This is a genomic window from Shewanella sp. WXL01, assembly GCF_012263345.1.
Classification (GTDB): Bacteria; Pseudomonadota; Gammaproteobacteria; order Enterobacterales; family Shewanellaceae; genus Shewanella; species Shewanella maritima.
The window spans coordinates 670,031-693,594 of sequence record NZ_JAAIKQ010000002.1; the positions used below are offsets into that span (position 1 = coordinate 670,031).

Here is a 23,564-nt window from a genome sequence, read left to right on the forward strand (position 1 = left end):
CCCAAGTCGAATCGTGTTGTCTGATAACAAGCTAAAATATTGTTCGATTTTGGGGCGAATTTGGGTAAAAAAACCTAAGAAAATTTAGTTGCTACTTACGGTTTAACTGTAACAGCTAATTTGGCTGTTAAAATAATTAGTACAGTTTGCAAATCAATGAGTTGCGACCGACAAAGTTCACTTGTTCTTTTACTTATTCTTCGCAGGATGGGGGATTTGTGAACACTTTATCCACTGCTTACCCGCATCTAGTCGGCAAATATAGCAATAAACATATAATTCAGCAATCAAAACTCGGCATTCTTAATATATCAATTGCTAACTAAGATCAGTTACAATGTCGCGGTAATAACAGTATGGCGTAACATGAAAACAGAAATCTCCACTAAAGTGCAGATGGTCACGATTGACGAAGACCATTTTGAGCAGCGTATCGACAACTTCCTTCTTACCAAACTTAAAGGCGTGCCGAAAAGCATGGTCTATCGCATTGTGCGTAAAGGTGAGGTAAGGGTAAATAAAAAACGTATTAAGCCTGAGTACAAGTTACAAATTGGCGATATCGTGCGTATTCCTCCGGTTCGCGTAGCTGAAAAAGACTATCGCACCGCGCCGTCAGCAAACTTGTCGCAAGTGGCTCAGCTTGAAGAGCGTATTATCCACGAAGATAAGCACTTAATTGTGCTGAATAAGCCTGCTGGCATCGCAGTTCACGGTGGTAGCGGCGTTAACTTTGGGGTGATTGAAGGCTTACGTTCATTGCGCCCGCAGCAAAAGTTTTTAGAACTAGTACATCGTTTAGATAGAGATACCTCTGGTGTATTGCTAGTTGCTAAAAAGCGCAGCGCACTTAAGCATTTGCATGACCAACTGCGAAAAAAGACCATGCAAAAAGATTACCTTGCGTTAGTGCGCGGTGATTGGCAGGCAAAAGATAAAGTGGTGAAAGCGCCGCTGTTAAAGATCACCTTAAAATCAGGTGAGCGCATTGTGCGGGTTAACAAAGAAGGAAAAGAGTCTGAAACGCGCTTTAAGATCATGCAGCGCTACCAAGGTGCCACATTAGTTAAGGCTTCGCCCGTGACGGGTCGAACCCATCAAATCCGTGTTCATTGCCAATACACAGGCCACGCGATTGCTTGTGATGATAAATACAGCACCCAGCAGTTTGACGACAGCATGAAAGCAATCGGTTTAAATCGCTTATTCTTGCATGCTGCAGAGCTTAAGTTTATTCATCCAGACTCTGAAGTGACTACCATGGTTAAAGCGCCGCTTGATGACGTGTTGCAAGCAACATTAGACAAGTTAAAGAAAGCCTAGCTACTACGAAGAAAAAGTAGATAGGTGATTTGGCACTAGATTTCTCGCACAAGACAGGGTCATAGAAGTTTGTTAATTGAAGAAAGCAAGAAGTACCAACTCGTCATATTCGATTGGGATGGCACCTTAATGGATACCATCACTAAAATTGTGGTGTGTATGCAAGATGTTGCCAAGCAAATGGGTCAGCCTGTCCCGAGTGAGCAACAAGTACGGGATATCATAGGTCTGTCGCTACCCACTGTGATGCCAATTTTGTTTCCTAACGTCATTGATAAGCAAGATGAGTTGGTGGAGTGTTATCGCCAGCAATATAAAAGCTGCACCATTGACACGCCAATGTTCGAGGGTGCGGTTGAGCTTATCGAGCAGCTTTATGATGAAGGTTACACCTTAGCTGTGGCAACGGGTAAGGCAAGACCTGGGCTAGATAGAATGTTAGTGACGACAGGCTTAGGTAAGTATTTCAAAGCGACTCGCAGTGCAAGTGATGCAGCGAGTAAGCCTGACCCTCAAATGCTCAATTCATTACTGGAAGAGCTTAATGTAAGCGCAAGCGATGCTGTGATGATTGGTGACTCGATTATTGATATGACCATGGCATCGAATGCGAGTATGGATGCCATCGGCGTAAGCTACGGTGCTCACAGTGAGGCTAAGCTGCTCAGCGCTAACCCAGTTGCTGTGGTTAACACACCATCAGATATAAAGGGCTTGTTGTAGCGGCTTGTTATAAAGGGTAAAGCTATCGCAAGATTAGCCTGTTTTCTGGATTTGCAAACACAATAAGTTTGAATAACTTATTTTTAAAAAGCTAAAGGGGAGCAAATGTACTCCCTCTACTTTTATACAAGCTCATACTTATCGCCGCTTTTTATCGAGACTTAGTGAGTTCGCCTTGTGCGTAGTGTTTTCAAAACGCGAGAGATAAGACGTTACACGTTAAATAGGCTTTCTGGTTAACTACAACACGTGCACGTCATGCTGACTAAGTAGGTCGGTAAGTTTGATTAACGGCAGGCCAATTAAGGTGTTTGGATCGTCGCCTTCAAGTTTGTCGAATAGCGCAATGCCAAGCCCCTCACTTTTAAAACTCCCGGCGCAATATAGTGGTTGCTCGGCTGACACGTAATTTTTAACCTGCGTTTTCGTTAATTGTCGAAAATGTACAGTAAAGGGCTCAACGCAGCTATGTACTGTGTTCTTGTTAACATCTAGCACTGCAAGCCCTGTATAAAAAGTGATGGCTTTTCCAGAGGCACTAAGCAGTTGCTTGACCGCATTTTCATGGGTCAGCGGTTTACCAATTATTTCACCATTAATCACCGCTACTTGATCGCTACCAATAACCAAGTGCTTAGGTTTCTCTGCGCTTGTGCCGTTAGAGGGCTTTTCTAAGCACATTTTTGCCACTGCTTTAGCTTTTTCAATAGAAAGGCGTTCAACTAATGCTGTCGGCGACTCAGCTGCGAGAGGGGACTCGTCAATGTCTGGGCTTAAGCAGTCAAATTCGAGGTTTAATTTGGCCAATAATTGTTGGCGATAAACTGAGCTAGAACCCAGGGTTAACTTAGCTTTCATGGCATTTTTGATTAAATAATTATCTGATGGCTGAGAGTTTACTAAAATTAATTTCTAAATGTAGATTTTTAGCGATCAACAGCTTGTTTTGAACCATGCTGTTGGGTAGAATTCTGCTTCGTTTTAATATGGCGTTAGTGTAAAAGAGCACTTAGCCCACGAATAGGGTGATAAATCATCGTATTTAGGGAAATTTTCTTTGACTCTGACGCTTGCAAACTATAATATGCGCGCCTTATGCAAACAGTAAAGATACCGGTTTCAATTGATCCAGTTCGCGCCGCCACGAGTCGTCTTCGTTATGAAGGCATCATTCCTGGCAAGCAGAACAAGCGATTAAATGAATTATCAGCCGGCGACTGTTCCGACGTAGTTGTGTCGTTGGAATGTGGTGTCGACTTACAGGGGATAGTCTACCTTCGCGGGAAGGCTGTGACGGAGCTCACTCTGCTATGTCAACGTTGCATGACACAATTTACTACTGAGGTTACGGTCGACTTTTGTTTTAGTCCTTGTAAGACTGAGGCAGAAATCGATGAGCTCCCGGATGCGTATGATCCAATTGAGGTTAATGAGATTGGAGAAGTACGTCTACATCAATTGATCGAAGATGAATTGATAGTCGCTATGCCAATTGTTGCCATGCACGATGATGAAGATTGTCAGCAAGGTTCACAAGATATAGCTGTAGGCGAAATCGAAGAAGCTCAAGAGGAGCGTCCAAATCCGTTTGCAGTGTTAGAAAAACTGAAGAGCAAGTAATCGTAGGAGACAGGTCAAATGGCTGTACAACAGAATAAAAAATCTCGTTCTAAGCGCGGTATGCGCCGTTCACATGATGCATTGAGCACTGCTCAACTATCTGTAGACGCAACTAGCGGTGAACTACACTTACGTCACAACGTGACTGCTGACGGTTTCTACCGCGGTAAAAAGGTAATCAACAAGTAATTTGTTGCTAGCCTTATGAATAGTCTGACGCTTGCGTTAGATACGATGGGGGGCGATCATGGCCCCCACATCACAGTGCCTGCCGCCGTGCAGGCATTGAAATCTCAAGCATTTCTAAAATTTATTTTGGTGGGTAACGAAGCCGAAATAAATCCACACCTTAAAGGTGTCTCCCCAGAAGTTACTTCCCGTATCGAGATCATTCACACCACCGAAGTTGTGACCATGTGTGATAGACCGATCCATGCTTTGCGTTTCCGTAAAAACAGCTCAATGCGTTTAGCGCTCGAGTTAGTTAAAGATGGCCGCGCTGCCGCGTGCGTAAGCGCCGGTAATACGGGTGCGTTAATGGCAATGTCGAAAATCATTTTGAAGATGTTGCCTGGTATTGACCGTCCAGCGTTGGTGTCTTGTCTGCCAGCAGTTACAGCCAAACCTGTTTACTTGCTAGATCTTGGCGCTAATGTCGCCTGTGACTCTGAGACTCTGTTTCAGTATGCGGTGATGGGTAGCGTGTTGTATGAAGCCATTCACAAGAACCCTCAACCAAAGGTTGCGCTATTGAATGTCGGCATTGAAGAGATAAAAGGCAATGACCAAGTTCAGCAAGCAGGGCAGATTTTGCAACATACCGATCAATTAAATTATGTTGGTTTTGTCGAAGGTGATGAAATCTATACCGGTAATGTTGATGTGATTGTTTGCGATGGATTCGTGGGTAACATCACGCTTAAAACTTCTGAGGGTATCGCTAAACTCTTAGTGCACCAGCTCAAAAATGGCCTTAAAGACGGTCTAATTGTTCGCTTATTGTCCAAATTAATAGCGCCTAGAATTCAAAGTGTTCTCAGCAAGATGAACCCCGACCACTATAACGGAGCAAGTCTGATAGGATTGCGCGGAATAGTAGTAAAGAGTCATGGAAACGCTGATGAAGCTGCCTTTTTACAAGCAATAAATCTAGCGGCAACTGAAGCGCAACGTCGTCTACCAGATATGATTAATGATCGTCTGGAGTCGATACTTTTAGACATCAATAGCTGATCTTTTTTATGCACACAAAAATTCTCGGAACGGGCAGTTACCTGCCTGCACAGGTTAGAAGTAACCAAGATCTCGAAAAAATGGTCGAAACCAGTGACCAATGGATTGTTGAACGTACTGGTATTTCTGAACGCCGTATTGCCGCTCAAGATGAGTCGGTATCAACCATGGGTTATCAGGCTGCACTAAATGCGCTAGAAATGGCGGGTGTTGACCCAAGTGAACTCGACATGATTGTATGCGGCACCACATCAGCGCCGAACGCATTTCCTGCAGCGGCATGTGAAATACAAGCCATGTTAGGCATAAAAAACATTCCTGCTTTTGACGTAGCTGCAGCTTGCTCAGGTTTTGTTTACGCTCTGTCAGTTGCTGATCAATTTGTTAAAAATGGCGCGGCTAAAAAAGTATTAGTCATTGGCGCCGATGTGCTTTCACGTTTATGTGAACCAGATGACAGAACCACTGTCATATTATTTGGTGACGGTGCTGGCGCTGCTGTAATTGGTACAAGCGATACACCAGGTATCATTAATACCCATATTTATGCTGACGGTAGTCAAGGCGATTTGCTTAAATGTTCATTCCCACCACGTGCTAATGAAAGTTCAGAAGCCGTGGGCTATATGACCATGAAAGGCAATGATGTATTTAAAGTCGCGGTGACACAATTGTCTAATGTAGTTACCGAGACATTGAAGATTAATAATGTCGATAAATCTGAAATCGACTGGTTAGTACCACATCAGGCAAACTTTAGAATTATTAAAGCCACTGCGAAGAAACTCGACATGAGTTTAGATAAGGTGGTGTTGACGCTAGCAAAGCATGGTAACACCTCTGCTGCGTCAGTACCTATCGCATTAGATGAAGCAGTGCGCGATGGACGTATTCAGCGTGGTCACATGTTATTACTTGAAGCGTTTGGTGCAGGTTTTGCCTGGGGCAGTGCGCTAGTTAAGTTCTAATTGACTGGTCTTTATACGACTAAAAATAACAACAAACAGGTATATACACATGGAAAAATTAGCATTTGTTTTCCCTGGCCAAGGATCTCAAGCAGTCGGTATGCTTGCTGAGCTTGCCGAGTCACAACAAGTTGTCGCACAAACGTTTGCTGAGGCAAGTGAAGCACTGGGTTATGACTTATGGGAGTTAGTTCAGCAAGGCCCTGCTGAAAAGCTAAATGAAACAGATAAAACTCAGCCTGCATTATTGACGGCAAGCGTCGCAATTTGGCGCGCTTACCTTGCAGCTGACAAGCCTATGCCAGACTTTCTTGCTGGCCACAGTTTAGGTGAATACTCAGCGCTTGTGTGTGCAGGTGTCATTGAGTTTACCGACGCCGTTAAATTGGTTGAACTACGTGGTCAACTAATGCAGCAAGCGGTTCCTGCAGGCACAGGTGCTATGTTCGCAATTATCGGTCTAGATAATGATGCGATTGCTAAAGCTTGTGAAGAGTCGGCTCAAGGTGACGTTGTTAGCCCAGTTAACTTCAACAGCCCAGGTCAAGTCGTGATTGCTGGTGAGAAGCACGCGGTAGAGCGCGCAGCTGATGCATGTAAAGCTGCGGGCGCGAAAATGGCGGTTGCTCTGCCAGTGAGCGTACCATCGCATTGTGCGCTAATGAAACCTGCCGCAGATAGACTCGCCGTTGCATTAAAAGCAATTAATTTTAATGCGCCGACTATCTCTGTTATTAATAACGTTGACGTTGCAACGCTAACAGACGGTGATGCAATTAAAGATGCATTAGTACGTCAGTTATATTGCCCTGTGCGTTGGAGCGAAACCGTTGAGTACATGGCAGAGCAAGGTGTTACTCAAATGGCAGAGTGTGGCCCTGGCAAAGTGCTTGCGGGTCTTGCAAAAAGAATCAACAAATCAATTAAAGCAAAACCTGTAAACGACAATGCTTCGTTTGCAGCTCTTACTGAATAAAGGAATTTTCATGTCATTTTCTGTAGAGGGCAAAATTGCTCTAGTGACTGGCGCTAGCCGCGGTATTGGCCGTGCTATTGCTGAAACACTTCAAAAGGCAGGTGCAACCGTCATTGGTACCGCAACCAGTGAAAAGGGCGCCGCTGCAATTCAAGACTACCTAGGTGAAACAGGGTTTGGAATGGTGCTCAACGTCACAGATAGTCAATCAGTGGCCGATTTATATACTGAGATCAAAGAAAAAGCTGGCGATGTCGATATTCTAGTGAATAATGCTGGTATCACTCGTGATAACTTAATGATGCGTATGAAAGATGATGAGTGGCAAGACATCATTGACACAAATCTAACGTCATTATTTAAGCTAACTAAGCCAGTGATGCGTTCTATGATGAAAAAACGTCAAGGTCGTATTATCAGCATTGGCTCTGTAGTCGGTACTATGGGTAATCCAGGCCAAGTTAACTATTGCGCAGCGAAAGCCGGTTTGATTGGATTTACAAAATCTCTTGCGAAGGAGGTTGCATCTCGTCAAATAACAGTGAATGCTATTGCTCCAGGGTTTATCCAAACCGATATGACTGATGAGCTGACAGAAGATCAGCAACAAGCTATCATGTCGCAAGTACCTATGGAGAGATTAGGGCAAGCGCAAGAAATTGCCAATGCAGTATTGTTTTTAGCCTCAGATTCAGCCGCTTACATTACAGGTGAAACCTTGCATGTGAACGGCGGTATGTATATGGTTTAAAGCGATTGGCAGTAACATGCCAAATTTTTGAGTAACATGGGTAGCATTGAAATTGTAAATTTGTGGTTAGACCACAGAATCTATACTTGCAATGTTACCTCAATCTAATAAACTACTCGCAATCTTACGCAAGTGCGTAATTTGAATAGGAAAGAGAACTAATGAGCAACATCGAAGAACGTGTAAAGAAAATCATCATCGAGCAACTAGGCGTTAAAGAAGAAGACGTTAAATCAGCTGCTTCTTTTGTAGACGATTTAGGTGCAGATTCTCTAGACACCGTGGAACTAGTTATGGCTCTTGAAGAAGAGTTTGACACTGAGATCCCAGATGAAGAAGCTGAAAAGATCACCACTGTTCAAGCAGCGATCGATTACGTTTCTAAGAATCAGTAATCCAGAATTCTCAGAAACAGGCGGCAATTATGCCGCCTGTTTTTGTTTAAACCCCGATAAAACACCATCAACGTAAAATTCATTATGCTGTTTCTTGATTGCTTTTACGTTGGTTCATCACAATGAAGGTAATTACCATGTCTAAACGTCGCGTAGTGATTACTGGCTTAGGGTTAATCACCCCAGTTGGTAATGATGTGGACACCTCTTGGCAAGCATTGCTTGCTGGCCAAAGTGGCATCGAGCCTATCACCAAATTTGATGCTACCGAATATGGCACCCGCTTTAGCGGCTCAGTTAAAAATTTCGATATAGAACAATACTTATCGAAAAAAGACGCGCGAAAAATGGATCTGTTCATTCAGTATGGTATGGCAGCTGGCATCCAAGCTATGAATGACTCAGGTCTTGATATGAGCGCATTAGACCCTAGCCGCGTTGGTACAGCGATTGGCGCTGGTATGGGCGGTATGTGGTTGATTGAACAAAACCACAGTGCATTATTAAAAGGCGGTCCTCGCAAGGTTTCTCCATTTTTCGTACCAAGCACGATTATTAATATGATTGCCGGCCATATGTCGATTAAGTATGGCATGACAGGTCCGAATTTTGCTGTAACAACCGCTTGTACGACTGGCGTGCATAACATCGGTTTTGCTGCGCGTACCATCGCTTATGGCGACGCTGATGTGATGGTTGCAGGCGGTAGTGAAGATGTGACTTGCCCACTTGGCGTAGGTGGTTTTGGCTCAGCAAAAGCGCTTTCTACTCGTAATGACGATCCAAAAGCGGCAAGCCGCCCATGGGACAAAGACCGCGATGGCTTTGTTATTGGCGATGGCGCAGGCATGATGATTGTTGAAGAATATGAGCACGCTAAAGCGCGCGGCGCAAAAATTTACGCTGAGCTTGTGGGCTTTGGTATGAGCGGCGATGCATTCCACATGACTTCACCTCCAGCCGATGGTGCAGGTGCCGCTGCAGCAATGGAAAATGCGATTAAAGATTCAGGCGTTGCTAAGACCGAAGTGGGTTACATTAACGCGCACGGCACATCAACACCTGCGGGTGATAAAGCTGAGGCTGCAGCTGTTAAATCTGTATTTGATGAGCATGCTTACAATCTGTTAGTTAGCTCAACCAAATCAATGACTGGTCACTTGCTAGGTGCAGCTGGTGCGGTTGAAGCTATCTTCACTGTACTTGCACTACGCGATCAACATGTACCTCCAACCATTAACCTGGATAATCCAGATGAAGGTTGTGATTTGGATTTCGTTGCACACACGTCGCGCAAACATAGTTTTGATTACGCTTTATGCAATTCATTTGGTTTTGGTGGCACCAACGGTTCGTTGATGTTCAAGAAGGTCTAATAGCAAGCAATTAATCGTCACTATCGAATAATTCAATTAAAAAAGCGCGTTACGCGCTTTTTTTATAGGTATACTGAACTTAACAGTAATTGTATGACAAATAGAGGGGCGACGATGGCGGGTCAAGATAGAGAGCTTACTTTACGGTTTTTAGCCGAACCTGCGGATGTTAACTTTGGTGGTAAGGTTCACGGCGGCGCAGTAATGAAGTGGATTGACCTTGCGGCATATGCAACGGCTGCAGGTTGGAGTGGTAAATACTGCATTACGGCATATGCAGGCGGTATTCGTTTTGTTAAGCCAATTCATGTAGGCAATATTGTTGAGGTTACTGGCAAGATAATTTATACCGGTGCCACCTCGATGCATGTGGCAATTGATGTACAAGCTGGCGATCCCAAAAATGCCGAACGTCAATTGACCACACATTGTATTGTGATTATGGTAGCTGTCGACGACGAAGGTAAACCCACTCCTGTACCCGAGTGGATACCTGAAGCAGAAGAAGACATTCGTTTACGTGACAGTGCGCTGCGCCTAATGGATATGCGTAAACGTATTGGCGCAGAAATGGAAGCGCACGTAAAACCGACCATAGACTAAAAGAGGATGGCATGGCAAAGGTTGCATTCATTGGCCTAGGAGTAATGGGCTACCCGATGGCGGGTTTTCTACAAGAAAACGGCCATCAAGTTACTGTATACAATCGTACTACCGCTAAAGCGGAAAAGTGGGTTGCTCAATATGGCGGTGAGTTTGCGTCAACGCCAAAACAGGCTGCTGCAGAGCAAGACATCGTGTTCACTTGTGTTGGTAACGATGATGACTTGCGTCAGGTGGTGATTGGTGAACATGGTGTCGCTCAAAGCATGAAAAGTGGCAGTATTTTAGTCGATCACACAACAGCATCTGCCGATGTCGCCAGAGAGCTAGCGACCAAACTTGCCAAAAATAATATTCGCTTTTTGGATGCGCCTGTATCTGGCGGTCAAGCCGGTGCTGAAAACGGCGTACTAACTGTGATGATGGGTGGTAAACAAAAAGATTTTGATCAGGTTAAACCTGTCATTGACGCATACAGCCGCTGCGCAGAGCTGCTTGGTGAAGTAGGCAGTGGTCAGTTAACCAAAATGGTGAACCAAATTTGCATTGCCGGGGTGGTTCAAGGTTTGGCAGAAGGACTGCATTTTGCCCGCAGCGCCGGCTTAGATGGCCCTAAGGTTGTTGAGGTTATCAGCAAAGGCGCCGCGCAAAGCTGGCAAATGGAAAATCGCTATCAAACCATGTGGGAAGGCGAGTATGACTTTGGATTTGCTATCGATTGGATGCGCAAAGATTTAGGCATCGCGCTTGAAGAAGCGCGCAGAAATGGCAGTCATTTACCTGTCGCCGCGCTTGTGGATCAATTCTATTCAGAAGTGCAAGCAATGAAAGGCAATCGCTGGGACACATCAAGCTTAATGGCACGTTTAGAGAAAACTCGCAGTTAACTGAGTTTATATGTCAACGAGTTAGTCGTTCAGCACTGCTAATTAACAAAACAAAAGGACAGCAAATGCTGTCCTTTATTTTTACTATGACCGTTTGCAACAAAGCAAATATGCTAATAGCTTTAGCCGTTAAGTAGCTTTACTCGTTGAGTCGCATTAGGTTTGTGGCTCAGCCACTAAATGCTCTAGCTCAACAGCCGTGACCGAATGAAGCGCATCCATTGCCGCACCAACTAAACTAATTTTCCCTGCTGCAGACTCGATTAGTACCGCGCGTTTAATGTCGCTGAATTGGTAATTACTGCGGACAAGGTTGGTCAGCGCCATTTGCATTGGTTGCATTGATGGATTAAACGCGGCGTTTTCAGCATATCGTCCACAAAGGATTTTACCATCAGCCATCTGCAGTGCGACAGCGCCATGACTTTGCGTATAAGGAGCATAGCTAGTATTGAGCTGCTCAAGCGCTTCAATGATAACAGGGTCATCACTAGGCAATACAAAATTGAGGTTCTGCTCAGTCAATAACGGTTGAGTCACTTGTAAATCTGCAGGACCAAAAGCATAGGGCAGATAGTGGGACAGCTTTTGTGGCCTTTGATTAGGAAGGTGAATAGTCACATCTTGCCCCTCAATTAATTCATTGATGAATTGGCGACAATGGCCACAAGGGCTGAAGTTAATAATGATGGCTTCAATGTGTTTTTCACCGGCAAGCCAAGCATGACTAATAGCGCTTTGCTCGGCGTGTACCGTGTGAAACAGTGCTTCACCTGGAAGTTCTAGGTTGGCTCCCATATATATTTTGCCTGAGCGACCTTTGACTATCGCGCCAACAAAAAACTGGCTGAGTTCAGGGCTTGCTAGTGCTGCCGCAATAGGTAATAGCGCAAGCAATAACTCATTAGTTTCTAGCTTGGTTTGCTCACTTAAGTTGGCTAGCTGCTCGGCGCTAATGTGACCATTAAACTGCTCGTTCAAAATCGGGACGATGGCAGTGGCTAATTCTTGTGGTAATTGGTTTAACGCAGGTGCAAATCTATCTTGCATATTCCTTTCCTTGTATTCACTTACTATAACGATTGTAGGTATTGGAATAGGGCTTTTAGTAATTTTTGTTTGTGTTCATTTTGGCTGGTTTCTTCGACCAAGTTTTCTAGGTTTATCACATAATCGGGATCTGATAAGCGTTGCTGGCAAAACTCTCGCCATTTGAGCGATTCTTCATCAGACAAGGTTGCTGGATAATTCCGTGCGCGATATCGAAACAGCATTTGATTAATTCTTTGGTCTTCAAATTGTAGGTCAAGTGCTGCCAGGTGCTCTGGGGCTGTGCGCTGAATAATCTCCATTTTAGATTTATCCGCAGGGCTAAAGAAGCCGCCGCAGTAGAGCATAAGATCAGGGTCAGTGATTTCAGCGCGGTCTGATTCGATTTCAAATACCGCATTTAGCTTCTCGCGAATTTCAGTATTCTGCCTTAGCTTTCTATATTGGTCTCTTGCAAATTCGATATCGAAATTGATGTGCTCACAGACTTTTTCATCAAGTAGCTTTGTTGGAGCAATAAATGGACACTTGTTAAGGTGCACCAGCTTGACACCGACAGGTAGCTGGTCCTCAGCAAGTTGCGCTCTTGGCGTGTACATACGCTCAACGATTTCCTCTGGAGTGAGTGACAGCAAAGGCTCAATATCCATAGCAAGGTTAACGCAAATAACCGCATTTTTATTGGTTGGGTGGTACGCAACGGGAGCTATTAAGGTGGTGCACCCTTGGGCAGAGCTAATTTTACTACTCACATGGACTAGCGGCGTCATTTTGAGTACATCAATTTGTGCAGCTACTGCTTGTTTACGGCGCAAGTTAAAGTAGTAATCAAACAACTTAGGCTGCTTTTGCTTGATGAGCTTTGCCATATCAATGGTGGCGTAAACATCTGACATTGCGTCGTGGGCTTTCTCGTGACTTAAACCATTTGCCTGGGTGAGTAGCTCTAGCTTAAAGCTTGGTGCACCGTTTTCACCCATTGGCCATTCAATACCTTCAGGTCTAAACGCATAACAGGCTCTGACCAAATCAATAATATCCCAACGAGAGTTGCCGTGTTGCCATTCACGTGCATAAGGGTCGATAAAGTTACGGTAAAAGCCATAGCGGCTGACCTCATCGTCAAAACGAATCGAATTGTAGCCAGCAACACAGGTATTTGGTGTGGCAAATAGACGATTAATCTTCGCCATAAATTCAGCTTCTGGGCTGCCTTTAAGATTGGCTAGTTGCGGGGTGATCCCTGTGACTAATATTGCTTCGGGTGCTGGAAGGTAGTCAGGAGCAATTTTGCAGTAAAATGTCTCTGGCTCGCCAATGATATTGAGATCTAAATCGGTTCTGATCCCCGCAAATTGGGAAGGTCTGTCTTTTGCTGGGTTTGCACCAAAGGTCTCGTAGTCATGCCAAAAAATAGACGGGCTCTCGCTATCGTTTTTATTCATTTGTTTGATCTTTCTTTTTCTTCGTTTTAATCGCTTAAATAAATAGCTTAAGCTTTAAAAATGTTGCGCTCTCATCATTTTAATTCACTTTGACTTATCTTGCATCAAGCCAGTCTGCTTACATTTAGGAACTTAGGGATTAAGGTTGTTTCATAAATATGTACACCGGTTCCCCTAAAGTATCCTTAGCTGACATGCAGTTACGCGCAGTTAATAGCAGTGCATACAATGGCAGCCCAGAAATCAAAAATCGTGACGGCCTTAGCGAGCGTGTCACACCCATTGGTTCCATCATGTTCCTGTACTGGTGCAGGTTTAACGGCAAAGCTGTCCGAGTAAGTTTAGGCCGATGTAGTTAAGCAAGGGGTAAGGGTTAAGCAGGCGTCTAGTTTAGTTAAAAGCCTAACTGTTAACTTTACATGGATGAATGACGCTTCAGGTGGTTCAAAATATCGACCAGGTGAAGTAAGTGTTGCTCCGCAATCAATTAAACACCTTATTGAGTTTGATGGCGGCGGGTTTCCAAACCTCAGCTCGCACAGCAAGTCTTTCAGCCAAGTTGGCCAATGGCGAAGAAATTAACCGTAGAGATATTCCATTTTCGAAAAGGTTATCAGGACATGCTTCGAAATAAGCACTAATGCGCCTTACAGCGTAGCTTCGTTCAGCAAGAGCATTGATGATAAATCACAATCAATTCGAATTATCGTACTGCTTATAATCTGCACATTAGTTCTGAACTGTAATCGCATTACACCATCTGATGGTAATACCTGTGTGAAACTTGGTAATACCCGCATACAAATCGGTAATACCAATTTGTCGATTGGAATTACCAGTATGGAAATTGGTAATAACCTGTTGTGAATTTGGAATACAGCTGACGCACTGATTAGCTTTGTTCTGCTATTTGGTAATGTTGTCATATCTATTGGTAGCGAATATAAAAACTACTCAACAACAATTGCTCGATTTTACTGTAAGTATTTGTTTATTAGTTCCATTTGTGTTTGGTGAGCGAGTGTCAAACCAATGTATTAGTCCTTTTCGCGCCTAAGTTACTACCAATTTTCGTTTTTGGTAATGTTTTGTGTGCTGTTTTTGGTTGACAATGGTGTGTCGTGGTGGTTATATTTTTGTTAATTAGAGGTTACAGATGTGAGCGAGTTGTTGGGTGTGTAGCTGTGTGGGGGAAGTTGTATATGATTCGATGTACAACCAAGGCGAGCGCATGAGTGATTGATTATCAATCATGTGCTAAGAGCTGATGAACTTTGAATGCGTAAGACGCCGTAAAGTTATCCTTGATAGCTCCGCTTTAGCATCCCTGCTAAATAGGCTTGCTTACTCAAAGCTCATAAACCTCATAATAAATCGCGCGATAAAATGTTCAGGAACTCGCCCTGTATGTATAACGATTAATCACAGCTCTTTGATCATATACGACAAAGAGTTCTACTTCTTATTACAACGAACTTAGATAACTTTGGGTGTTAATTAGAACGGTGTTAATTAGAAGCAAAGTCTCATCTATTTATATTGCGTTTTTTAGGGTTAGTTAAGTTCATGTGTAGGTGCAACACTATATGCACCGAATATAGGTATTCTAAGTAAGATTTGAAAATAGTTAAGCCGAACAATACACGAACATATTCAACAAAGAGAACGTAAATTATAAAGGATTCCAATATTAACACGTATAAACCTTACCGGCATTTTCAAAAGAAAATGTGTGACTTTTTCGTAGTGATAGTTTTTGCTTTAGCTGGTTTTAGCGCATCACTCAATGCTAAGGAAATTGAAGAGAACACGCTTATTCCTAAGTCGCACTCTAACCTTGCTGAAGGTGTTTTACTTGGGGATTTGTCAAAACTCGATCCGCTTAAAAAGCCTAGTGAAAATTTTGACTTACTCGATTGGTCATTAACGTTGCCAACCGATCTCAATAAAGATAAAAAAGCTGATACCGTCTATGAGAAATCATTGGCTAAGGGCTTTAGCTTAAAGCCATTTTTTTATACGGCAGATGATGGTGGCTTGGTATTCGCTTGCCCAAACGTAGGTGCCAAAACCTCAAAAAATACCAAATATGCGAGAACCGAACTACGCGAAATGCTACGTAGGGGGAATAGTCGAATAAAAACGCGTGGCCTAACAAAGAATAACTGGGTTTTCAGTAACGCGCATGGATCAGCAAAAGCTAAGTCTGGCGCTGTCGAAGGCAGTTTGGAAGGGACTTTGGCAATAAACCGAGTATCTACCACAGGTGATATAAAAAAGGTTGGACGCGTGGTCATCGGGCAAATTCACGCGACGGATGACGAACCTATTCGTTTATATTACCGAAAATTACCAGACAACTCGAAAGGGTCTATTTATTTTGCCCATGAAATAAATGGTGGTGATGATATTTGGATAAATATGATTGGCTCACGTTCACATACTTTGTCAGACCCTGATGACGGCATCGCCTTAAACGAAAAATTCTCTTATAAAATTTCCGTCATAGATGAAGTGTTGTTCGTTACTATCATCAGGGAAGGTAAGCCTAATATTACTAAATACTACGATATGAAAGATAGTGGTTATAGTGCTAGTAATCAGTATATGTACTTTAAAGCGGGTGTTTATAATCAAAACAATGACGGCGCTGATGGTGATTATGTACAAGCCACTTTCTATCATATCCATAACACGCATAAAGGGTACAAGTTTTAGCGCAATTAAAGTATCAACTTATAATTCTAAATTCATAACTCGTAACTATGGTTTTTGGGTTGCATTTTTATTTGGATTAATATTTTGGAGGTTTTAGGGTTTCGTCTATTTTAATTGATATAACTCTAATTAAAGTATAATAGTTTGATGGTATTTACCCGCTTGCAAAAATGAATATAAGAATTTAATGGTAGTAACCTGTTTGCAATAAAAATATATCAATAAATGGCATTAAAATACTAAGGGGAAGTACGGTATGTCGACGAAATTAAGTAAAAAAACACAACCCATCCTTAAAATAGGGAAGTTCAAGCTTTCACCGATCGCAAAATGGTTGAAGCTTGCTGCATTTACTTCTGTAACTAGCTCTTTTGCATTTTCGGCTACAGCACAAGAGGCCGAAACTGAAAATCTAGATAAAGCCAAGGATGATATAGAGGTTATTGCAATTGTTGGTACACGTAGAACAATTCAAGACCAAATTGCAATAAAGCGCGAGTCTACCACGGTTGTAGACGGTTTATCTGCTTCAGATATTGGTGATTTACCTGCACTTTCAATTGCTGAGGCGCTAGAATCATTAACGGGTGCATCATCGCACCGTGAAAATGGTGGTGCTACTGAAATCAGTATTCGTGGTTTAGGTCCATTCTTAAGTGCCACTAACATCAATGGCCGTGAAGCGACCAATGGTAGTGGTGACCGTTCAGTTAACTTTTCTCAGTTCCCATCAGAACTGATGCAGAAAGTGGCTATTTATAAAACACAAGACGCCTCAATGATTGAAGGTGGGGTTGCCGGTCTTATTTCATTGGAGACACTTAAGCCTTTAGAATTTGGTAAGCAACGTTTTCAGGCTGAAGTAAAAGCTAATTACAACCCAGACCAAGCCAACGTTGACAGTTCACTTCAAGATGATTTGGGCTACCGTGGAACACTAAGCTATGTTGACCAATTTGAATTTGATAACGGCCAAGCATTTGGTTTGAGTGTAGGTTTTCAACGTCAAGATATTAGCCAGCCAGAAGCTGAATATAGGAGCTCAAGCCCAACCGGTTCATCTTTGTGGGCATGTTTGAATGATCCAACCGATACCAATACCGGTTTTTTCCGCAGCTCAGCGGGCGATTGTGAAGATAGCGTTGATGGTTCATTTAGTAACCAAGGTTATAATAATGATATTGATCCAGAAACAGGTCTTGCAGTAGATGAAGGCAGAGAATATGCATGGACTGGTTCAAGCCGAAGCTTCCGTCAAAATGAAACATCAGATAAAAGAGACGCTTTATTCTTTGCTCTGCAATACCAACCCTCAGAAAAATGGGATATCAATTTTGACGCACAATTTTCAGATCGTACCCAAGCAGAAGCGCGTCATGATTTAATTTTCTTACAAAAGCGCGTTACGCCAGGTGTAACGGGACAAAATCTGATCACAAACGATGTTGGCGGTATTTTACATTGGGAAGGTGAAGAACGCATCGAATCTGCGGGCGAGCAATTTTCGCGTGAAGAAAACTATCGTGGATATGGCTTGAACGTAGAACATTTTTACTCTGATGATCTAAAGATTAGTGTTGACCTTGGCTATTCTAAAACCAGCCGTGAAGAACTACAAATAACTAACCGAGGAAGAACGAGCTCTCGTCCTTTCATATCTTGGGATTTAGGAGAACATATTCCTCATTTCACAGTGACTGATTTTGATGTGACTGATATTTCCAATTTTACAGATAGTCTTCGCACTCGCCTCGACAGAGAAAATGTTCGCGACAACGAAATTATGGGTGCACGCGTTGACGTTCAATATTATCTAGACAGTGATGTTTTTAGAAGCGTTCAAGCTGGCGTTCGCGTTTCTGAACTAACATTTGTTCAATTTGGTGGCACTAACGGTAACGGCTCAAGAACGACATACAATTTAGATGAATCTGCAACGTCGGCCATCGATGTACTTGAAGGTTGTCAAATAGCCTTCCCTGAGAGTGATTTTTTATCTAGTGTTTCTGACGGTAATATTATCACCCATGTTGACAGCTCAGGTAATGTTGTTGAAAGCGGTACAGGCAATTCATGGGCAACTTACGATAACGAGTGTTTCTCTCAAGCATTAGCAGCATCACAAGGCGGCGAATTCGCCTATCCAGAGGTGATATACGAGAATGCGGGTACTATTGACGTAACAGAACAAACTACCTCTGCTTATGCAATGCTTAATTACGACACTGAAATGTTTGATAAATTTGTTCGCGGTAACTTTGGTGTGCGTGTAGTAAATACTGATGTTAACTCTATTGGTTTTAGAGAAGGTTTTGACGTTGTTACTGATCCGATCACAGGTGTGGTATCTCTAGTACCAAATGGCACTATTGAACAAATTGAAAGTGGTGGCGATTACACTGAAGTACTACCAAGCTTTAACTTAGTTGTTGATTATGATGATAATATTCTCCTAAGGGCCGGCATTTACCGAGGTATGTCACGTGCCGATCCATCTGATATGGGTTATAGCCGTACATTTGTAACCGACGACTCTGATGACCCTCAATCCGTTGAAGACTTGTTAGTGGGTGCAAATGGCTCTGGTAACCCTGAACTTAAACCATTAATGTCATGGAACTATGATCTTGCTGCTGAATGGTACCCAAGCGACGATGCTATTGTTGCTTTAGGTGTTTACTACAAGCAATTTAATGGTGGTTTCCAACAGCAAACACAATTAGAGACGTTTACCGTTGACGGTGTGGAAGTTGTTTTACCTATAACTAATTCAGTAACAACTGAGGAAAAAAGTGACCTTTATGGTTTCGAAGCGACATTCTCGTATCGTTGGGATTTAGGCATTGGTGTGAAGTTTGGTTATAACTATGCAGATACTACCTATGAATTTGAAGATAGTAACTACGGTAATACCTTTACAACTGATTTAGACGGTGTAACCACTCAGCTTACCGCAGGTATTGTTCCACCTGCCTCAGTCCCCGGATTTTCTGAGCATGTATTCAATGGTCAGATTTACTACCAAATAGGCGATTTTGATACTGCGCTTATCTATAAGTATCGCAGCGAATACTTCCAACCTTACACTTCTAACGGCACAAGACTGCGTTATGTTGATGAGGCAGGTACTTGGGAAGCTCGTGCGGCATACAAAATCAATAAACACGTTCGTGTTAAATTTTCAGCAATTAACTTGTTCAGCGAACCTCGCAGTGATGACTTCTATGTCAAAGGTAACTTGGGTCAAGTAAGTGATTACGGTCCACGCCTGTTCGCAGGTGTCAGCTTTAAGTACTAGCCAAGTCTAGTTCTTAACTAAAACAAGCTAATTTGAAGAAAGAATCTTTTTGGAGTAATAAAAATGAATAATAAATTACTTTTACCGCTCATTATTGCGACAGGCCTAGTAGGTTGTGGCGGTGATGACGGTGCTGAACTCGATGCTAATACTCGCGGTAGTATAGAAATAATCGGAAGCGACTTTTATGCTGGCGCCACGCTCTCTGCAATAGCTACTGATGCTGACGGAATTAAAGAAGACACCATTACATACGTTTGGTCAACAGGTACTATCGGCACATCTTACACAATTACTGAAGCCGACGAAGGCACAGTCATTTCTGTTTCTGCTAATTATACCGATAATGCAGGCTTTACAGAAGGTGTAGGTGCATCAACACCTACTATCAACCCAACCCTAAATGTTTCAGCTAGCATTATTAAGGGCCCTATTGATGGTGCAAACTGCGACATATTTGAAGTTGATGATAGTGGTGCTGCAGTTCTTCCTGCGCAAGGCACTGCAACCTCTGACGCTTCAGGTGGCGTTACATTTATCGACGTACACTTCGAAGGTTTAGGTTTAATTACTTGTACTGGTGGTACTTATACTGACGAATCAACAGGTTTAACCTTAAATGCTCCTCAACTACGATCTGTAGTGACTGTCGATGAATTTAGAGTTGCTAAAGATGAAGAGGGTAATGATGCCACAGATGAAAATGGAGATTTAATACTCGTAATACCTACCTATGTTGTCTCACCTTTAACCGAAATGGCTGTTCAAAACGCGGGTAGTGATTTAAACCAGTTTGCTGAAGCAGCTGAGATAATTAATGGTCGTTTTGGTATTCGTTTTGATACAACAGAGGTGCTTCCTACTTTAGTTGGTACTGTTGAACTTGGTGCTGATGGTGCTGAAGATGCCGATAGATATGGTTCTGTGCTAGCGCTACTATCACAAGTTGATGCAGACAACGCAGACGCAGATTTATCTACCGTTATGCAAGAACTTGCTAGTGACGTCGCTGATGGCTCTTTTTCTGAAGCGTCTTTAGTGACACTTGAGACAGCACAAATTAATTTACAAACGACTTCACAAGTTGCTGGTTCTGTTGATGAGGAGCTACTTAATGTAATTGGAGCCGCTGTTGGTTACAACAATGACCCTGTTGCTGCAATCATCGAAGGTGAATTTGGCGGTACTGTTCAACATACTGCTGTTAATCCACTAACTGGTTCACTCACCATTATTGATCCAAACTTTGAAGAAGATGCTTTTGTTGCTCAAACTGATGTAGCACTTGATTATGGTTCATTTAGTATTAGCGCCAACGGTAGCTGGTCTTACACGGTTGACACTGCAAATGACACTTTAGCGAGCCTTGAACTAGGTGAATCTGTAACAGACTCAATCACTATCGCTTCTATTGATGGTACGACTGCTGATATTGTTATTCGTGTTGCTTCACTTACTCAAGTTGTAAAAATAAGCGATACAGGCGGCGATACGGGTGAGATTAGATTTAGCGTTGATAACCTTCGTCAAGGTAAGCTGACTGCATCTATATCTAAAGAGGTTGCGCTTGGTAGTGATGGAAATATTAAAGATGCTTATATTACGCTTTATGGTTCATCTGGTAGTTCTAGTGAATCGCTTGTAGATTTGCGTATTCAAGGAACTCAAACTCAAGCCGATGGCACTGTAATTGAACCTCGTTTCTTTGTTCGAAATACTGACAGTGACGCTTATCCTGGCAATATTATCACTGCACCATTTGTTGAAGAGCAGTTTTATGATGTAGAAATCGAATGGGACTTAGATCAAGCAGATCAAATCACAGTGACTATTGATGGGGTAGTGATTGGTGGAGGTTCATTCTCTACTGCAGCAGTTGTTGACTCTGATTATACAAGCTTAGACCAGTGGTTTGCTGATGGTGTTAAAGCTATCCAATTTAGATTTGGTGATAATGATAGAACGATTCCTTTCGGTTCTTTCTATGTTGATAACATTGAAGTATTTTCTGATACTGCTGGCACTGCAAGCGTGTTTTCAGATGACTTTGAAAGCTATGATGCAGGTGAGACTTTAGATGGTGTAGACAGCAAGTACGGCTTAGCTATTTACTCAGAAGTTATTGTATTTGATGCAGGTGAGGGCACAGAAGAGCCTACACCAGCAGTATTCTTTGATTTAACGGGAAGAATTGCAGCTGATGAAGCAACGACTACAGGTTTGGTAAGTGTACTTGACCCAGATGAAGGCGAAGCATTTATTGTTCAGGCAACCTTAATGGGTACATACGGTTCATTAGCAATATTAGAAGATGGCTCTTGGACATATTCACTTAATACTGCTGATCCCGTTATTGCAGCACTTGTTGTTGGTGAAAGTGAAATCGATACCTTTACTATTGAATCTTTGGATGGTACTACCGCTGAATTAATTATCACTATTACAGGCACAGTTGTTGTTGATACCGGAGCAAACAATGTTGCTAGAATGGCTGATACTACAACAGACGCCGATGCCGAACTACGTTTAACCACAGATCCACTTGCTGAAGGCTCTATTTCTGCAACCATTAAGCTACAAGCCATTGATGGTTTCACTGCTACACCAGGTGTTTCTGAAGATAATACCGCTTACATCAGTATTTACGGCGGCTCAGCTTCTTCAAGTAACCTAACTGGCGAAATAATCTTTAGTAATGATGGTAAGGTTAAGTATCGCGATGCAGCAAAATCTCAACAAACCATTGAAGGCTTAACTTATTTTGATGATACCGATATTGACGTTGTTATCGATTGGACAGCAACAGGTTATTCAGTTTCAATTGATGGTGGTACAACCTTCTACGGCCCATATGAAGCAATCAATACAGGTACAGCAACAGAAACGTATCAAATCCGTATTGGTAGCTCTTCTAAAGAGTCAGCAAAAGAATTACTCGCTGATGATGTCGTCATTGCTGATGAAACAGATATGGCAGTATTATCTGAAGACTTTGAAAGTTATGCTGACGGTGAAGATTTAAGCTCTACTTACTCAAGCTCTGCTGAAGCAACTGTTAGGACCATAGCGGGAACGAGTGTAAATAAAGTTGCTAGAATGGCTGACACAACAACAGACGCCGATGCTGAGTTACGTTTAACAACAGCGGCTCTTGCTGAAGGTTCTATTTCTGCAAGCATTAAGCTTCAAGCCATTGCTGGCTTCACTGCTACACCAGGTGTTGATGAAGATAATACCGCTTACATTAGTATTTATGGTGGTTCAGCCTCTTCAAGTAACCTAACTGGCGAAATAATCTTTAGTAATGATGGTAAGGTTAAATATCGCGATGCAGCAAAATCGCAGCAGGTTATCGATGGCTTAACGCATACAAACGATACGGACATTGATGTAGTGCTTGAATGGACAGCAACGGGTTATTCACTTTCAATTGATGGTGGCACAACCTTCTACGGTCCTTATGTTGCCATTAATACAGGGACTGCGACAGAGACGTATCAAATCCGTATTGGTAGCTCTTCGAAAGAGTCAGCAAAAGAGTTACTCGCTGATGACATTGTTATTGCTGATGCAAACAATGCGGCAGTTCTATCTGAGGACTTCGAAAGTTATGCTGTGGGTGACGATCTAAGTACGATTTACTCTAGTTCTGCCGAAGCAACAGTGCAACAAGACTAATCAAATTTCAGTTGTAAATTAATATTTTAAACAATGTGTTAAAAATGCCGCTTATTGATAGCGGCATTTTTTGTTCTACTTTTGTAGACCAAAGTGTGCTGTTTGAATGCGACTTTCGCTCTTTTAAAAGTGGCAAATAGCAAAGTATCTATTTTTACCTCTTTACCTCTTTACCTCTTTACCTCTTTATCTTTTTAGTCTTTAGCGAGTTTTTTAATTATTAGCCATAAGCATGTTAACAAATAGGTGAGTGAAAAAAGCAGAGTTTAGACCATCAAGTTTGTAGAGTGCTTGAAAGTTGAATTTGGGAGAAATGTGTACATGGTAGAGTACATATGAAATCGATTTAAAAATATACCTAATGCAAATCAATGCCTTATATGATTAGGTTGTGTAGTCGTGCCAAAAAAAGTGACCTGTGTATCTTGGTCCCTTGAAGCAATCATCATTGCTACAAAGTAAGAAGTGTTTGAAGCCGACTGTCCGAAGAGTCAACGTAAAGCCTCGGCTAATAGTAAAC

General features: G+C 42.5%; 19 protein-coding genes. 16 read left to right on the forward strand and 3 right to left on the reverse strand.

Annotated elements, in window-relative coordinates:
* Positions 1-366 precede the first annotated feature (366 nt).
* Both rluC and G3R49_RS08005 read left to right on the forward strand, forming a co-directional pair.
* Positions 367-1,323, forward strand: coding sequence for a 23S rRNA pseudouridine(955/2504/2580) synthase RluC (rluC, locus tag G3R49_RS08000; RefSeq protein ID WP_167869271.1), 957 nt, complete (start codon positions 367-369; stop codon positions 1,321-1,323).
* 69 nt (positions 1,324-1,392) lie between these two features.
* Positions 1,393-2,046 carry an HAD-IA family hydrolase gene (locus tag G3R49_RS08005; RefSeq protein ID WP_245335285.1) on the forward strand — a complete coding sequence of 218 codons (654 nt, stop codon included), beginning with the start codon at positions 1,393-1,395 and terminating at the stop codon, positions 2,044-2,046.
* A 240-nt stretch (positions 2,047-2,286) separates the two neighbouring features.
* On the opposite strand, the gene G3R49_RS08010 is transcribed toward G3R49_RS08005, so the two are convergent.
* A complete protein-coding gene (locus G3R49_RS08010; protein WP_167869272.1) occupies positions 2,287-2,904 on the reverse strand; it encodes a nucleoside triphosphate pyrophosphatase in 618 nt (205 codons plus the stop codon).
* Positions 2,905-3,141: 237 nt separating this feature from the next.
* Between G3R49_RS08010 and yceD the strand changes: the two genes are divergently transcribed.
* The 10 genes from yceD (at position 3,142) to G3R49_RS08060 (ending at position 10,855) form a co-directional block, all read left to right on the forward strand.
* Positions 3,142-3,666, forward strand: a complete 525-nt coding sequence (gene yceD, locus G3R49_RS08015; RefSeq protein WP_130597460.1) for a 23S rRNA accumulation protein YceD — start codon at positions 3,142-3,144, stop codon at positions 3,664-3,666.
* Positions 3,667-3,684: 18 nt separating this feature from the next.
* Positions 3,685-3,855, forward strand: a complete 171-nt coding sequence (gene rpmF / locus G3R49_RS08020; protein ID WP_011496728.1) for a 50S ribosomal protein L32 — start codon at positions 3,685-3,687, stop codon at positions 3,853-3,855.
* Between the two features lie 15 nt (positions 3,856-3,870).
* Positions 3,871-4,899, forward strand: coding sequence for a phosphate acyltransferase PlsX (plsX, locus tag G3R49_RS08025; protein WP_167869273.1), 1,029 nt, complete (start codon positions 3,871-3,873; stop codon positions 4,897-4,899).
* 8 nt (positions 4,900-4,907) lie between these two features.
* On the forward strand, positions 4,908-5,867 hold the full coding sequence (locus G3R49_RS08030; protein ID WP_130597459.1) for a beta-ketoacyl-ACP synthase III: 960 nt from the start codon (positions 4,908-4,910) through the stop codon (positions 5,865-5,867).
* Between the two features lie 49 nt (positions 5,868-5,916).
* Positions 5,917-6,843 (forward strand): ACP S-malonyltransferase, encoded by a 927-nt coding sequence (fabD, locus tag G3R49_RS08035; protein WP_167869274.1) that lies wholly within the window; start codon positions 5,917-5,919, stop codon positions 6,841-6,843.
* A 10-nt stretch (positions 6,844-6,853) separates the two neighbouring features.
* On the forward strand, positions 6,854-7,594 hold the full coding sequence (gene fabG / locus G3R49_RS08040; RefSeq protein WP_167869275.1) for a 3-oxoacyl-ACP reductase FabG: 741 nt from the start codon (positions 6,854-6,856) through the stop codon (positions 7,592-7,594).
* 161 nt (positions 7,595-7,755) lie between these two features.
* Complete coding sequence (gene acpP / locus G3R49_RS08045) at positions 7,756-7,989, forward strand: acyl carrier protein (protein WP_011496723.1); 234 nt, start codon at positions 7,756-7,758, stop codon at positions 7,987-7,989.
* A 137-nt stretch (positions 7,990-8,126) separates the two neighbouring features.
* A complete protein-coding gene (fabF, locus tag G3R49_RS08050; RefSeq protein ID WP_130597456.1) occupies positions 8,127-9,365 on the forward strand; it encodes a beta-ketoacyl-ACP synthase II in 1,239 nt (412 codons plus the stop codon).
* Positions 9,366-9,479: 114 nt separating this feature from the next.
* Positions 9,480-9,968: an acyl-CoA thioesterase gene (locus G3R49_RS08055; RefSeq protein ID WP_130597455.1), complete on the forward strand. Its 489-nt coding sequence runs from the start codon at positions 9,480-9,482 to the stop codon at positions 9,966-9,968.
* Between the two features lie 11 nt (positions 9,969-9,979).
* The gene (locus tag G3R49_RS08060) at positions 9,980-10,855 is read left to right on the forward strand and encodes an NAD(P)-dependent oxidoreductase (RefSeq protein WP_167869276.1); all 876 of its coding nucleotides are present in this window, start codon (positions 9,980-9,982) and stop codon (positions 10,853-10,855) included.
* A 156-nt stretch (positions 10,856-11,011) separates the two neighbouring features.
* On the opposite strand, the gene cdd is transcribed toward G3R49_RS08060, so the two are convergent.
* Both cdd and sbcB read right to left on the reverse strand, forming a co-directional pair.
* Complete coding sequence (gene cdd / locus G3R49_RS08065; RefSeq protein WP_167869277.1) at positions 11,012-11,905, reverse strand: cytidine deaminase; 894 nt, start codon at positions 11,903-11,905, stop codon at positions 11,012-11,014.
* Between the two features lie 23 nt (positions 11,906-11,928).
* Entirely contained in the window at positions 11,929-13,350 is a 1,422-nt protein-coding gene (gene sbcB / locus G3R49_RS08070) for an exodeoxyribonuclease I (protein WP_167869278.1), read from the reverse strand.
* 469 nt (positions 13,351-13,819) lie between these two features.
* Between sbcB and G3R49_RS08075 the strand changes: the two genes are divergently transcribed.
* From G3R49_RS08075 to G3R49_RS08090, 4 genes are all read left to right on the forward strand, one after another.
* On the forward strand, positions 13,820-13,984 hold the full coding sequence (locus G3R49_RS08075; RefSeq protein WP_167869279.1) for a hypothetical protein: 165 nt from the start codon (positions 13,820-13,822) through the stop codon (positions 13,982-13,984).
* A 1,112-nt stretch (positions 13,985-15,096) separates the two neighbouring features.
* Positions 15,097-16,068 (forward strand): polysaccharide lyase family 7 protein, encoded by a 972-nt coding sequence (locus tag G3R49_RS08080; protein ID WP_348633913.1) that lies wholly within the window; start codon positions 15,097-15,099, stop codon positions 16,066-16,068.
* Positions 16,069-16,324: 256 nt separating this feature from the next.
* Positions 16,325-19,366: a TonB-dependent receptor gene (locus G3R49_RS08085; protein ID WP_167869281.1), complete on the forward strand. Its 3,042-nt coding sequence runs from the start codon at positions 16,325-16,327 to the stop codon at positions 19,364-19,366.
* Positions 19,367-19,429: 63 nt separating this feature from the next.
* On the forward strand, positions 19,430-23,044 hold the full coding sequence (locus G3R49_RS08090; protein ID WP_167869282.1) for a VCBS domain-containing protein: 3,615 nt from the start codon (positions 19,430-19,432) through the stop codon (positions 23,042-23,044).
* Positions 23,045-23,564: the final 520 nt, after the last annotated feature.